The organism is Microbacterium sp. 05N427, assembly GCF_056397105.1.
The window spans coordinates 269,362-282,314 of the sequence record NZ_JBFTMT010000010.1 but is presented as its reverse complement, the minus strand read 5'-3'; the positions used below and the strand labels follow the sequence as shown (position 1 = coordinate 282,314).

Below are 12,953 nucleotides of genomic sequence, written 5' to 3'. Positions count from 1 at the left end.
CCCTGGCATCATCGAGCGTCCGGCGATCGGCAGCGATCTGTTCGGCGGCGGCGTCGAGGGCGGCGAGCGCCGCGCGAGCGCGATCCCGCTCGGCCTGCGCCTGCCGCTCCTCGCGCGCGGCCGCCAGCGCCGCACTCGCGGCGCGGTGCGCGGCTTCGGCCAGATCCCGCTCCTGGTCCCGCTGCTCGCGGCGGTAGTCGGCGCGTGCTTCGGCCCGGCGCAGGGCGTCCAAGCGCCGGTCGAGGGACGGAACCGGCTCATCGGATCCCGAGGACGCGGCATCCGCCCTGCCCGGATCGGTGGGGTGCAGGGCGTTCTCGGTGACGAGCTTCTCTGCCTGCTCGACACGGGCGAGCACGGTCGCCCGGCCCGCGCCCAGCGCCTGCTCCGACTCCCTGCGGCGCTCGTCGAAGCGCGCCTGATAGTCCTCGAACCGGCCGGTGCCGAAGAGCCGGCGCAGCAGCGACTGCCGCTCCCGGCTGTCGGCGAGCAGGAACCGCGCGAAGCGCCCCTGCGCCAGCAGGATCACCTGCAGGAACTGCTGCAGGTTCAGCTGCAGGATCTCGTCCAGTGCGTGGGCGACGTCGACCTCACGCGCGGCCCGGCCGATCCACTGCCCTCCGACGAACTCCTCCAGCGCCACGGACGACGCCTGCTTCGTCAAGCCGCCGCCGCGCTTCGCCGGGCGCTGGTACTCCGGCGATCGGGTCACCCGGTATCGCCCTGAGACGGTGCTGAACTCGACCAGGACCTCGGTGGGATCCGCCGGCTCGCAGTGGTCGCTGCGCAGGCGCTTCTCCCCGCCCTCGTAGCGCGGCACGTTGCCGTAGAGCCCGAAGCACACGGCGTCGAGGATGCTGGACTTGCCCGCGCCGGTGCGCCCGCCGATGAGGAACACGCCGTCGTCGGCGAACGCATCGAAGTCGATCGTCTGCCGCTTCAGGAACGGACCGAAGCCCTCGATCTCGAGTCGATGCAGGCGCACTAAACCAGCGCCTCCGTCCGGGTGCGGTCGTCGAGCACCTCGCGGATCAGCTCCTGCTCGTGCGGCGTCGCCCCTGCGCCGTTCCGCACATGCGCGAGGAAGGCGTCGATGCGCTCCTCGTCCGTCGCAGCGGTGCGCAGCCGCTCGCTGTACGAGCGCTCCTTCACCGACGCCGCCCGCAGCGGCTCGTGCTGCACGAGCGCGCAGAACGGATACTTCTCTCGCAGCCGACGCATGGGCTCGGTCTGCGGGAGGTCATCGGTGTAGACCGCGCACACCCAGTCGTCGACGTGCGCGGCCACGTTCTCGGTCGAGAGGATCTCGTCGAAGGAGCCGGTCAGCGTCACGAGTCGGCGCGGCACCGGAAGCTCCAGCCACCGCGCGTCGACGGCACCGTCCGCGGCCAGCTCGACGAGCCAGGATCCCCGGGGCTTGTGCTGCTCGCCGAAGCTGTAATGCAGAGGGGCGCCGGCGTACCGCACCCGTTCCGTGAGCGCCTGACGCCCGTGGATGTGCCCGAGCGCGACATAGTCGGCGCCGTCGAACACGGACACCGGCACCATGTCGATGCCGCCCTGGCGGATCTCGCGCTCGAGGCCGACCGTCGCGTCGACGCCGGCCGCGAAGCAGTGGGCGATCACGACGGAGCGGCCGGGGTGCTCCGCCATGCCCGCGCGCACGAGTCCCATGGCGCGGGTGAGCGTCTGCGCCTGAGTGCGCAGCGGGCGCCCCTCGGCGTCGACGGCGAAGGCGGCATATCCCCGCACGATCGCCGGCTCGAGGTACGGGATCCCGAAGAACCGCACCGGCCCGTCGGCGTCGTCGATCGTGATCGGCTCGCCGATCGTGCCGGGATCCGTCACGACGTGGATCCCGTCGCGCAGCAGTCGCGCCTGGAAACCCAGCCGGGCCGCGGAGTCGTGGTTGCCGCTGGTCACGATCACCGTGGCGCCCGTGGCGTGCAGGGCGACGAGCGTGTCGGTGAGCAGCGTGTAGGCCGCAGCGGCGGGTGTCGCGGAGTCGAACACGTCGCCCGCGACGACGACCACGTCGACGTCGTTCTCCTGCACCTGCACGACCAGCGCGGCGAGCGTGTCGGCGAGAGCTTCCAGGGTGGAGTGCCCGTGGAAGGTCCGGCCGATGTGCCAGTCCGAGGTGTGCAGGATCTTCATGCCCACCACGCTACGGACGGGGTCCGACATTCCCGCGAGGCGTGCCGGAGTCGGGGCCGGAGGACGGATTCCGGCCTGTCCTCGCCGGGCACGTAACACAACGTCACACAGGCCTCGCGGAGCGATAGGACTCAGCGCACGCGGAGCAGATCGGCCCGCTCGGGGTGCGCGTCGAACCAGTCCGCGACGTACCAGCAGACGGCATCGATGCGCCGATCGCCGCGCGCGGCGATGTCGTCGACGGCACCCTCCACGATGATCGCGGCATAGCCGGATCCGCGGAACGACGGGACGGTGAAGGCCCTCGTCAGCGCCATCGTGCGCCCGTCGTCGCGATAGTCGAGCACGCTCACCAGCACGCCGTCGCGCGTCAGCGTGTAGCGCGACGCGTCGGCCTCGCGAGTGAGCACGAACCGGTCTGAGCTTGAAGAGATCCCCACCGTTTCACGCTACGCCCGCATTGTTCGACCGGGTCCGTTTTGACATAGGAGGTCACCGTCGGTAATAATCGGGCCCATGACCACCAACGCACGCCCCTTGTCCGCCCAGGAGGCGAACGGGACGACCGGGATGATGATGCCCGGTTGCGTTGGCATGTGTTGCCGAATGTGTCGCTGAAGCCACAGAACTCTGTCTGACTCGCTCGTCGTGATCTTCGCGGGCTGAGTCTCCGAGCACCCATCCGCGTGCTCGTCCTCCGGCTCGCCGGTCACTTCGCAACACTCTCCGAGTCGCCGACCGACTCCTTCCTTCCAAGGACCCATCATCATGTCGCACTCCGCCCTCCTCGAGCGTCCCGTCACCATCTCCCCCGTCGCCGCGCCCCGGCTGCACGCCGTGCCGCGCACCCAGATCGATGCTCCGGCTCCCGCCGTCGACGCTCCGCCGGCCCGCTCGCCCCGCGGCTTCGCCCTCTACGTCGGCCTCGACGAGCTGAAGGCCGCCACGAACGGCGTGAGCCTGCCCCTGCTCGTCGACGCGCTGCGCCGCACGCTCGCCGAACTCGCACCCGACGCAGAGACCCACGCCACCGTCGCCCTCGCCCCGCAGGGCACCGGCGGTCGCGACCTCGACGTCGTGCGCCTCGCGCTGCACGAGCCCGGTGCGATCGCCCGTTCCAAGGCCGAGGCCGAGGAGCGCGAGCCCGAGGACGGCGGCGGTGTCGTCGTGGACATCTCCCGCAAGCGCGTGCTGATCGACGGCGACTCCGCCGCGTTCACGTACAAGGAGTTCGAGCTGCTGCAGTACCTCGTCCTGCGTGAGGGCTCGACGATCGAGCGCAGCGAGCTCGTCGGGGCGCTGTGGCAGACCTCCGACGAGGAGGCCCCCGGCGAGCGCACGATCGACGTGCACGTGCGTCGCCTGCGCGCCAAGCTCGGCCGCTACGAGGACATCGTCCGCACCGTCCGTGGCGTCGGCTACCGCTTCGACCGCCACGCCGACGTCGCGATCCGCTACGGAGTGGGCACCCCCTCCCCCGACCGGTTCTGAACGCCCCCGGCTGACCGGATCCTGCGCCCACCGCACCGGATCCTCGCGACTGCACCGGATCCTCGCGACCGCACCGGATCCTCGCGACTGCACCGGATCCTGCCGACTGCACGGCTTGTCGGCGCGAAGATCCCGTGCACTCGAAGGCTTCCCGTGCACTCGGCGACTTCCCCTGCCTTCGGCGCCCTCCCCTGCACGCGACGACTTCACGCTCACTCGACGACGGCGAGCGGATCCTGCAGCAGAGACGCTGGCCAGGATCCTGAGCCTCGCCTGTCGGCGCACGGATCTAGGGTGTTCCCATGACCCTCGCAGCGGATCCCGCACCGCGCACCTGGCCGGTGCGCGAGAGCGTGTACCGCCCGCGCGGGCCGCTCGACCTGCCGGCCACGATCGGCATCCTCGGCCGAGGGCCGCGCGACCCCGCGTTGCTGCAGGACGGGCCCGTGCTCTGGCTTACGCTCCGCACCGAGGCCGGCATCGCCACGCTCGCGCTGCGCGCCGGATCTGGCGAGGTGCGAGCGAGCGCCTGGGGGGCCGGCGCCGACGCCGCTCTCGACCTCGTTCCTGCACTGTGCGGCGCGCACGACGACCCCGAAGGGTTCGACCCGTCCTCCCACCCGCTGCTCGCGGCGACCGCTCAGCGTCGTCCCGGCGTCCGCCTCACCCGCACGGGCGCGGTCTTCGACGCCCTCGCCGGCGTCGTCCTCGAGCAGAAGGTCACCGGTCTGCAGGCGTACGGCGCCTGGCGTTCGATCGTCACGCGCTTCGGCGATCCAGCGCCCGGCCCGGTCCCGCGCCCGATGGCCGTCGCCCCCGACGCCGCGGGCTGGCGCCGCATCCCGTCCTGGGCCTGGCATCGCGCGGGCGTGGAGCCGCCCCAGTCCCGTGCGATCGTGCGCGCGGCCGAGCGCGCGGCCGGGATCGAACGCGCCGTGCATGCCGCCGCGGACGGCCCCGCTCGCGACAGGGCGCTCACGAGCCTGCCGGGAATCGGGCTCTGGACCGCGGCCGAAACACGGATCCGCGCCCTCGGCGACCCCGATGCGGTGAGCGTGGGCGACTATCACCTCGCGCACGAGGTCGGCTTCGCGCTGACCGGGCACCGCACCGACGACGCGGGCATGCTCGCGCTGCTCGAGCCATGGGCGGGGCATCGCCAGCGCGTGGTGCGCCTCATCCGGATGAGCGGCGCTCTCGAGCCGCGGCGCGGACCGCGCCTTGCCCCGGAGGACCACAGGAAGCGGTGAGCCGCAGTCCGCAGGCCGGCTAGTGCCAGACGGCGAGCGGACCGTCCGGGCCGTCGATCACGGTGACGGGGGTCTCGAACACGTCGGTCAGCACCTCGCTGCGCATGATGTCGCCCACCGGGCCGAACGCGATGACCTCGCCGTCCTTCATCGCGCAGATCCGGTCGGCGTACCGCGCGGCGAAGTTGATGTCGTGCAGCACCACGACCACGCTCTTGCCGAGCTCGCCCGAGATCCGCTGCAGGTGCCGCATCATCCGCACCGCATGCTTCATGTCGAGGTTGTTGAGCGGCTCGTCCAGCAGCACGGTGCCGGTGTCCTGCGCGAGCACCATCGCGACATAGGCACGCTGCCGCTGCCCGCCGGAGAGCTCATCGAGGTAGCGCTTCTCCAGCTCCCCCAGTTCGAGGAAGTCGATCGCGCGGCTCACGGCCTCCTCGTCCGCGTGCGTGAGCCTGCCGCGCGAATGCGGGAAGCGGCCGAACCCGACCAGCTGGCGCACGGTCAGGCGCGTCACGAAGTGGTTCTCCTGACGCAGGATCGAGACGACCCTGGCCAGCTCCTTCGACCTCGTCGTCCCCACGTCGAAGCCCGAGATCCGAATGGATCCCTGGTCCATGCCGAGCAGCCGTCCGATCATGGTGAGCAGGGTCGACTTGCCGGCGCCGTTCGGGCCGATCAGGGCGGTACCGACGATCGCATCGTCGGTCTCGGGACGAGGGTTCGGTTTCGCGGCCACGCGAGAGGCCTTGCGGGGGTCGTTCATAGGCGTCCCTTTCGGAGCAGGACGAGCAGGAAGACGGATCCGCCGACCAGCTCGATGATGATGGAGACGGCGCCCTGCGCCGAGAAGAGGTGCTTCATCACGAAGTACGCGCCGCCCAGCACCGCGATCGCGGTGAGCACGGCGACGGGAAGCACGAGCCGGTGATCGTGGGTGTCGGCCAGCTGGTAGGCGAGGGTCGCGACGAGGAAGCCGAGGAACGTCATCGGCCCGACCAGCGCGGTCGAGGTCGCCATGAGCACGGCCACGAGCAGCAGCACGCGCAGCTGCTCGCGCCGATGGTCGACGCCGAGCGCGTTCGCCGCGTCGGGCCCGAGCGCCAAGACGTTCAGGCGGCGCGACCGCAGGAAGAGGAGCGCGGATCCGGCCAGGCACAGCGGGATCGCGAGCGGCAGATAGGAGGCGTCGGCGTTCGCGACGCTGCCGAACAGGCGCGCGGCGAGCACATCGAACTCGCTCGGGGTGAGCAGCCGCTGCATGAAGGTGGACACGGCGCCGAGCCCGCCGCCGATCACGATCCCGATCAGCAGCATCACGTGCATGCTGCCGCGCCGGCCGGACAGCAGCCAGCCGTAGAGCAGGACGGCGAACCCCGTCATCAGCACGATCTGCAGCGCGAACTGCGGCACGCCTTGCAGCGCGGTGACACCGGCGGCTCCGAGCAGGAACACCGCCGTGGTCTGGATCGCCGTGTAGAGCGACTCGAATCCCATGATCGACGGCGTCACGATGCGGTTGTTCGCCGCGATCTGGAACGCGACGGTAGCGGTGGCCTGAGCGATCGCGACCACGAGGATCACCAGGACGCTCGTGACGCGCAGCTGCACGACGCGCCAGAAGCCGTCGGTGCCGAACGGCACGGGGTTGCCGTGCACGAGCAGTCCGATCAGCGCAGCTGCGGCGAGCACGGTCAGCACGGCGATCACGAGCACGTACCGTCGCCGCGCACGCGCGGTCGGGAAGGCACCGGACGTGCGCCCGGTCGCCGGAGTCGCAACCGGGGACGACGAGGCCGGCGCCGGCGACATGCTCAACAGCTCAGCCACGGGGACGCTGCCTCAGGATCAGCACGATGAACACCGCGGCTCCGACGAGGCCGAGCACGAGCGACACCGGCACCTCGAACGGCATGATGATGGTGCGTCCGATGAGGTCGCACACGGTGACCAGACCCACCCCGAGCAGGCACACCCAGGGCAGGTTGCTGCGCAGGTCATCGCCACGGATCATCGACACCACGTTGGGCACGATCAGTCCGACGAACGGCAGGTTGCCGACGACGACCGTCACGACTCCGGTCGTGGCCGCGATGAGCACGGTGCCGAGCAGGACGACCCTGCCGTGGTTCACGCCGGCGTTCGTGGCGATCTCCTCGCCGAGCCCCGCGATCGTGAACCGATCAGCGACGACGAAGACGATCACCCCGACGATCGCCACGATCCAGAGCAGCTCGTACTGCCCCCGGAGCACCGAGGTGAAACTTCCCGCGAACCACACCCCGAGCGTCTGCAGCGTGTTGGTCGCGAGGGCGAGATAGGTCGACACGGATCCGACCACCGCGCCCAGCATGATCCCCACGATCGGCACGATCAGAGAGGACCGCAGGGACACCCGCCGCAGGAACGCGAAGAACACGAGCGTGCCGACGAAGGCGCAGAGCACCGCCCCGAGCATCCGCAGCGGGATGCTCGGGTGCGGCACCAGCACCGAGACGGCCAGCAGTCCCAGCCCCGCCCACTCCGTCGCTCCGGTGGTGGTCGGCTCGACGAAGCGGTTCTGGGTCAGCATCTGCATGACCAGGCCGGCCATCGCCATCGACGCCCCGGCGAGCACGAGCGCGGTCGTGCGCGGGATGCGCGTGATCGCGAACATCTCGGCGCCGTCGGCGGATCCGGTCACGTCGTAGACGCCGAGGAACAGCGACAGCACGAGGAGGCCCGCGACGATGAGGATGCCGACGAGCAGGGCGGGGTCGAAGAGCCTCGCCCTGCCCCGGGCCGCAGCGGAGGCGCTGCCAGGGGCGGGACGGGTGAGCGGGGTGGTCATGGCCGGATCCGACGGAGCGTCAGCTCTTCTTCGCGTTCTTCTCGAGGGCGTCGGCGAAGGAGTTGAGGAACGTCGTGTACGTCTGGATGCCCTCATTGAGGTAGGTGTCGGTGGGCATGTAGACGATGTGCTTCTGCTGGATCGCGGTGACGGAGGCCAGCGCCTGGTTCTTCTCCAGGATGTCCGCGGCCTGCACGTAGGAGGGATCGTCCTTCGCGAACACCGCATCGCGGTCCATCACGAGGATCCAGGACGGGTTCGACGCAGCGATCGCCTCGACCGAGATGTCGTCGCCCTTGTGGTTGTCGTCGGCGCCCTCGACCGAAAGCGCGGGCTTGAGTCCGAGGATGTCGAAAACCGGGCCGAGCGTGCGGCCGACCTTCGGCGCGAGGTAGCCGATCTTTCCGCCGGACGTGGTGACGGCCATCACGCCGGATCCGTCGTACGCCTTCTTGGCGCGGTCCACCGCCGCATCGAAGTCGGCGGCCAGCTTCTTCGCCTCCTTCTGCTTGCCGAAGACCTCGCCGAGCACCGTGACCTGACGCTTCAGCTCGGCGTCGAAGGGCTGCCCGTCGCGCGGGTCGAGCTCGAGGATGGTCGCCTCTGGCACGAGCGCGGCGAGCTTGTCGTGGTGCTGGGTGAACCGCTGCCCGTTCACGATGAGGTCGGGCTCCACGGCGACGACCGACTCCAGGTCGGGCTCCATGTGGGTGCCGAGGTCGATGATGCTCTTGTCTTTGACGTACGACACGGTCTCCGGCATGAGCGACACCGCGGCGGCCTTGACCGGGATGCCCCAGTCCGCGAGCGTCTGGAACGTGCGGTTGTCAGTCGCGACGACCGAGGCCGGAGGCGTGGAGATCGTGTGCTCGCCGTTGTTGTCCTCGACGGTCACGGTGCTGGCTTTCCCGCTTTCCGTGGGGGCTGCGGCGGGGCCGGAGGCGCAACCGGCGAGGGCGACGACGGCTGCGAGGCCGAGCGCGGTGGCGGTGAGGATCCGAGGCACGGACATGGAGATGCTCCTGTTCTGCGGGATGTGCTGTGTGAGTGGCCCGATTGGGAAGSTTAGGTTTACCTAACTTCAACCTGGGGTCTCACACAGGTTAGCCTTACCTTATGAACAACGCGAAATCCGGCTTCACCCTGGTGCGACGCCCGCTCGAGCTGCGCTTCCGCACGCTGACCCTCGCTGCACGCGAGTGGATCGTGCCCGATTTCGTGCGGGTGCGGCTCGCCGGATCCGACCTCGCCGGCTTCGACTCGCTGGGGGCGGACGACCACATGCGGCTCTTCTTCGTGGACGCTCCGACCGACTCCGTCGAGGAACTGCGCGCCGCGCCGAGCCGCGAGTACACGCCCCTCGCGTGGGGCGAGGACTGGCTCGACGTGGAGTTCGCCGTGCACGGCGATGAGGGTGTCGCCGCCCGCTGGGCGGCGACCGCACCCCTCGGATCCGTCATCGGCGTCGGCGGCCCGCGCGGCTCCCTCGTGCTGGAGGGCGAGCCCGACGGTTGGCTCCTCGCCGGCGACGAGACCGCAATCCCGGCGATCCGGCGCTTCGCCGCCCTGATTCCCGCCGGCGTCCCCGCCCGCATCGCGATCGAGGTGCGCGGGCCGGAGCACGAGCTGGCTCTCGATGCGCCCGTCCCGGTCGAATGGATCCATCGCGGTGATGCTCCCGCCGGATCCTCCCTCGCCGACTTCCTGGGCGCGCTCGGGGAAGCCGATCGTCCGGGAGCGGCCCCGTTCGTCTTCGTCGCCGCCGAGTCGTCGATCGTGAAGCCGGGCCGCGCCCTGCTCGAGCGCTGGGGCGTCGACACCGCTCGGGCCGTCGTGAAGGGCTATTGGAAGCGCGGCGAGGCCGAGTACCACGCCCCGCACTGACGCGTACGGGGACGCCCCGAGCCGGTCTCTGGTCTCCGGTCTCCGGTCTCCGGTCTCCGGTCTCCGGATCAGTCCTCGTCGAGGACCGCGGCGACGGCCTCGATCTCGACCAGCTGGTCTTCGTAGCCCAGCACCGTGACACCCATGAGCGTGCTGGGCACATCGTGGGGGCCGAACGCGTCGCGCACCACGGCCCACGCGTCGACCAGGTCCGACTGCCGAGTCGAGGCGACGAGCACTCGCGTGCTGATCACGTCGGTCAACGCCGCTCCAGCAGCGGCGAGCGCGACCTCGAGGTTCTTGATGCACGTAGCGGCCTGGCCGGCGTAGTCGCCGACCGCCGCGGTGGATCCATCGCGATCCAGCGGGCAGGCGCCGGCGAGGAAGATCAGCCGCGCGCCCTTCGGCGCGGTGGCCGCGTAGGCGTATTGCGCCACATCGGAGAGCTCCCCGGCGCGGATGAGGGTCACGGCAGTCATGCCCACAGTCTGTCGCACAGCCCGACGGGCCCGCGCGCCGGGCGCAGCGGGGGGCTGTCGGCTCGATCCACACATTCCCACGGTCGGAGCAGTTCTGCACAGATCCCGTGATCTGTGACCACCAGCCCGTTCGCCTCTGGCATGCTCGGACGAACGATGCGACGATGAGGAAGTGGGATTCATGAACGATGCGCAGATCTGGACGATGATCGGGGCCTTCACCGCCCTGATGTTCGGCATGCTCACCGTGGTGTCGACGTTGTTCATCCGGGTCCTTCGCGCGGAGATCGGCGGACTCCGCTCCGAGGTGAACGGCCGCCTCGACATCATGAACACCCGTATGGACGGGCTCGACCGGGACGTGCAGGCGCTCGTCAAGCGCACCTTCGGCCTCGATCGGGACTGACCGCGCCGCCCCGTCGGGCAGACTGGTCCGCATGCCGCTTTTCGATCATCTCGGCCTCACGGTCGAAGACCTCGACCATGCCTTCGCCCAGTGGAACCCGGTGCTCACCGCTCTGGGCTGCACGCCCGAGGACGGCGAGATGGAGGGCGGAATCGCCTGGTGGCGCGAGGGCGACACCGAACTGATCCTCTACCGCGCCCCGGAAGCCGGTGGCGAACCGCACCGGTACGGACGGATCGGGTGGCAGCATCTCGCCTTCGCCGTGGACTCGCGCGCGGAGGTCGAGCGTCTGCACGCCATCGCCCTCGACGCCGGCTGGACGCCGGTGCGCGATCCCAAGGTCTTCACGCGCTTCTCCRACCGCTACTACGCCTCGTTCGTCGAGGAGGACAACGGCATCCGGATCGAGTTCGTGTACAACCCTCCGCGCGAGTCCGTCGAGGGCTGAGGCCCGCTCCCGCCTCGCCCGTCGCCGAGCACACCGGATCCTGTCGAGCACACCGGATCCTGACGAACGCACCGGATCCACGCGTCAACAACCCGTGCACCCGACAACAAACCGTGCGCGCGGCGACTGCACCGGATCCTGACGAACGCACGGGATCCACGCGCCAACAACCCGTGCGATGGACAACAGCCCGTGCACTCGGCGAGAACCCCCGTGACGGACGCGCCAACAAAGCGTGCACTCGGCAAGATCCCGTGCACACGGAGGGACCCCGGGTCCGGGCGCCTCGCGCTTTGTCCCCGGCATCCGCGATGCTGGAGGCATGGCCACTCTCGATCACCTCGGCATCAGCGTCGACCACGTGCCCGGCGCTTCCGCGCAGTTCGATCCGGTGCTGAGCGCACTCGGCTACGTCCGCAGGCACGACGCTCCCGACCTCGCCTACTGGCGGCGGGACGGCCTGCCCGAGATCCTGCTCTACCCCGCGCGCGACAATGCGGATGGCCCGCACGAGCACGGCCGCATCGGCTGGCAGCATCTCGCCTTCGCCGTCGACTCGCGCGCCGAGGTCGACCGCGTGCATGACATCGCTCTCGACGCGGGCTGGACCGCCGTCCGCCCGCCGAAGGAGTACCCCCGCTTCAGCGATCGCTACTACGCGACCTTCGTCGAGGACGACAACGGGATCCGGCTCGAGATCGTGCACAACCCGCCGCGGGACGCGCCCGAAGCCTGATCCGCGACACACTGTTGCCGATGTCGGGGGCCGGGCCCAGACTGATCCTGCGCACATCCCGCGCCTCATCCTGAGCTTGACGGAGGACGTCCATGACCACACTCAACCCGTACATCTCGTTCCGGGACAACGCCCGCGAAGCCATGGAGTTCTATCAGCAGGCGCTTGGCGGCGACCTGCAGGTGATGACCTTCGGAGACATGCCGGGCATGGTCGAGGACGAAGCGGAGCAGCGCCTCGTCATGCACTCGATGCTGCGGACTGCCGACGGCCTCGTGCTGATGGGATCCGACACCCCGGCCCACATGGAGTACCAGGCGCCTCAGGGCGTTTCGGTTTCGCTGAGCGGCAGCGACGAGGACGCCCTTCGCGCGATCTGGGGCAAGCTCGCCGACGGTGGGACGGTCACGATGCCCTTCGAGCAGGCGCCGTGGGGCGGCCTGTTCGGCATGCTCGTCGACCGCTTCGGCGTCTCCTGGATGTTCTCCGCCGGCGACGACCAGGGCTGACCGCGGGAGGATCCGGCACGACATCGGCCCGAGGACTCAGTCCTCGGTCTCAGTCCTCGGACTCGACGGTCGCCCACTCGACGCCGTCGAGTCCGAGTTCACCGGTCATGTCGCGCAGGAACCGGATGACGACCTCGCGCTCCCCCTCGGTCAGGCGCGCCGCGGAGTGAAAGCGGCGCGCCTGCTGACGCCCCACGGTCTCCATCGCGGCTCGCTGGGTCTCCGGCGTGATGGTGATCGCGAGCGCCCGCCGGTCCGAGGGATGCGCGGAACGCGAGACGTGTCCCCCGCGCTCCAGCCGATCGAGCAGCTTGGTGGTCGACGCGGTGGAGATGCCCAGATGCTGCGCGATACCGCCCGGCGTCGCGACGGCCCTTCGGTTCGCGCACACGATGAGGTAGTGCAGCGCGCACATGTCGGTCTCGTTGAGCTTCATGTACCGGCGGGACGCCTCGGCGAGGCGCTGCTCCGCGTCGCGCAGCTCGCCGAGGGAGGCCATCAGCTCGCCGATCTGCCGGATCGCACTCGGATCGACGCCGGCGCGGTCGAGCAGCACACCATCCGGGTCGCTCGCCTCGATGTCGTAGACGGCGCCCGCTTCGACGCCGTCGCGTGTCGGGACCCCGTCGCGTGTCGGCTCCTCGACGAGCGTCACGAGCTCCTGCTCGCCCGCCTCGTCGCGCCGCTCCGCCATGCCGTCATGCTACACCGAGTATCTTTTCACGCCAGGATGATTACTTGCCAAGCTAGCTAATTCGATCTA

Annotated in this window: 16 protein-coding genes; 7 read left to right on the top strand and 9 right to left on the bottom strand. The window is 70.0% G+C overall.

Features of this window, described 5'->3' with window-relative positions:
• The 3 genes from AC1DG4_RS12280 to AC1DG4_RS12270 all read right to left on the bottom strand — a co-directional run.
• The coding region (locus AC1DG4_RS12280; RefSeq protein WP_477421259.1) for an AAA family ATPase at positions 1 to 985 on the bottom strand (985 nt) is incomplete at its 3' end.
• The gene (locus AC1DG4_RS12275; protein ID WP_477378561.1) at positions 985 to 2,157 is read right to left on the bottom strand and encodes an exonuclease SbcCD subunit D; all 1,173 of its coding nucleotides are present in this window, start codon (positions 2,155 to 2,157) and stop codon (positions 985 to 987) included. The genes AC1DG4_RS12280 and AC1DG4_RS12275, both read right to left, overlap by 1 nt.
• Positions 2,158 to 2,288: 131 nt before the next feature.
• A complete protein-coding gene (locus tag AC1DG4_RS12270; RefSeq protein WP_477378559.1) occupies positions 2,289 to 2,597 on the bottom strand; it encodes a GNAT family N-acetyltransferase in 309 nt (102 codons plus the stop codon).
• A 328-nt stretch (positions 2,598 to 2,925) separates the two neighbouring features.
• Here AC1DG4_RS12270 and AC1DG4_RS12265 point away from each other — a divergent pair, with 328 nt between their 5' ends.
• Together AC1DG4_RS12265 and AC1DG4_RS12260 are read left to right on the top strand one after the other, a co-directional pair.
• Positions 2,926 to 3,648: a winged helix-turn-helix domain-containing protein gene (locus AC1DG4_RS12265; protein ID WP_477378557.1), complete on the top strand. Its 723-nt coding sequence runs from the start codon at positions 2,926 to 2,928 to the stop codon at positions 3,646 to 3,648.
• 302 nt (positions 3,649 to 3,950) lie between these two features.
• Positions 3,951 to 4,898 carry a DNA-3-methyladenine glycosylase family protein gene (locus AC1DG4_RS12260; RefSeq protein WP_477378555.1) on the top strand — a complete coding sequence of 316 codons (948 nt, stop codon included), beginning with the start codon at positions 3,951 to 3,953 and terminating at the stop codon, positions 4,896 to 4,898.
• A gap of 19 nt (positions 4,899 to 4,917) precedes the next feature.
• Here the strand turns inward: AC1DG4_RS12260 and AC1DG4_RS12255 are convergent, their stop codons facing one another.
• Genes AC1DG4_RS12255 through AC1DG4_RS12240 form a run of 4 tightly spaced genes read right to left on the bottom strand, consistent with a single transcriptional unit; the run spans position 4,918 to position 8,740 of the window.
• Entirely contained in the window at positions 4,918 to 5,664 is a 747-nt protein-coding gene (locus tag AC1DG4_RS12255) for an iron ABC transporter ATP-binding protein (RefSeq protein WP_477421258.1), read from the bottom strand.
• Positions 5,661 to 6,710, bottom strand: coding sequence for an iron chelate uptake ABC transporter family permease subunit (locus AC1DG4_RS12250; protein ID WP_477378716.1), 1,050 nt, complete (start codon positions 6,708 to 6,710; stop codon positions 5,661 to 5,663). The genes AC1DG4_RS12255 and AC1DG4_RS12250 overlap by 4 nt, the downstream gene beginning before the upstream one ends.
• A 10-nt stretch (positions 6,711 to 6,720) precedes the next feature.
• Complete coding sequence (locus tag AC1DG4_RS12245; RefSeq protein ID WP_477378551.1) at positions 6,721 to 7,728, bottom strand: ABC transporter permease; 1,008 nt, start codon at positions 7,726 to 7,728, stop codon at positions 6,721 to 6,723.
• Between the two features lie 19 nt (positions 7,729 to 7,747).
• A complete protein-coding gene (locus tag AC1DG4_RS12240) occupies positions 7,748 to 8,740 on the bottom strand; it encodes a siderophore ABC transporter substrate-binding protein (RefSeq protein ID WP_477378549.1) in 993 nt (330 codons plus the stop codon).
• Positions 8,741 to 8,844: 104 nt separating this feature from the next.
• Between AC1DG4_RS12240 and AC1DG4_RS12235 the strand changes: the two genes are divergently transcribed.
• The gene (locus AC1DG4_RS12235; protein WP_477378547.1) at positions 8,845 to 9,612 is read left to right on the top strand and encodes a siderophore-interacting protein; all 768 of its coding nucleotides are present in this window, start codon (positions 8,845 to 8,847) and stop codon (positions 9,610 to 9,612) included.
• A 68-nt stretch (positions 9,613 to 9,680) separates the two neighbouring features.
• Here the strand turns inward: AC1DG4_RS12235 and AC1DG4_RS12230 are convergent, their stop codons facing one another.
• Positions 9,681 to 10,091 (bottom strand): RidA family protein, encoded by a 411-nt coding sequence (locus AC1DG4_RS12230; RefSeq protein WP_477378546.1) that lies wholly within the window; start codon positions 10,089 to 10,091, stop codon positions 9,681 to 9,683.
• Positions 10,092 to 10,272: 181 nt separating this feature from the next.
• Between AC1DG4_RS12230 and AC1DG4_RS12225 the strand changes: the two genes are divergently transcribed.
• From AC1DG4_RS12225 to AC1DG4_RS12210, 4 genes are all read left to right on the top strand, one after another.
• Positions 10,273 to 10,497 carry a hypothetical protein gene (locus tag AC1DG4_RS12225; RefSeq protein WP_477378544.1) on the top strand — a complete coding sequence of 75 codons (225 nt, stop codon included), beginning with the start codon at positions 10,273 to 10,275 and terminating at the stop codon, positions 10,495 to 10,497.
• Positions 10,498 to 10,528: 31 nt separating this feature from the next.
• Positions 10,529 to 10,945 carry a VOC family protein gene (locus tag AC1DG4_RS12220; protein ID WP_477421257.1) on the top strand — a complete coding sequence of 139 codons (417 nt, stop codon included), beginning with the start codon at positions 10,529 to 10,531 and terminating at the stop codon, positions 10,943 to 10,945.
• A 322-nt stretch (positions 10,946 to 11,267) separates the two neighbouring features.
• Positions 11,268 to 11,681, top strand: a complete 414-nt coding sequence (locus AC1DG4_RS12215) for a VOC family protein (RefSeq protein WP_477378540.1) — start codon at positions 11,268 to 11,270, stop codon at positions 11,679 to 11,681.
• 92 nt (positions 11,682 to 11,773) lie between these two features.
• Positions 11,774 to 12,190 (top strand): VOC family protein, encoded by a 417-nt coding sequence (locus AC1DG4_RS12210; RefSeq protein WP_477378538.1) that lies wholly within the window; start codon positions 11,774 to 11,776, stop codon positions 12,188 to 12,190.
• Between the two features lie 49 nt (positions 12,191 to 12,239).
• Here the strand turns inward: AC1DG4_RS12210 and AC1DG4_RS12205 are convergent, their stop codons facing one another.
• Positions 12,240 to 12,884: a MarR family winged helix-turn-helix transcriptional regulator gene (locus AC1DG4_RS12205; RefSeq protein WP_477378536.1), complete on the bottom strand. Its 645-nt coding sequence runs from the start codon at positions 12,882 to 12,884 to the stop codon at positions 12,240 to 12,242.
• Positions 12,885 to 12,953 lie beyond the last annotated feature (69 nt).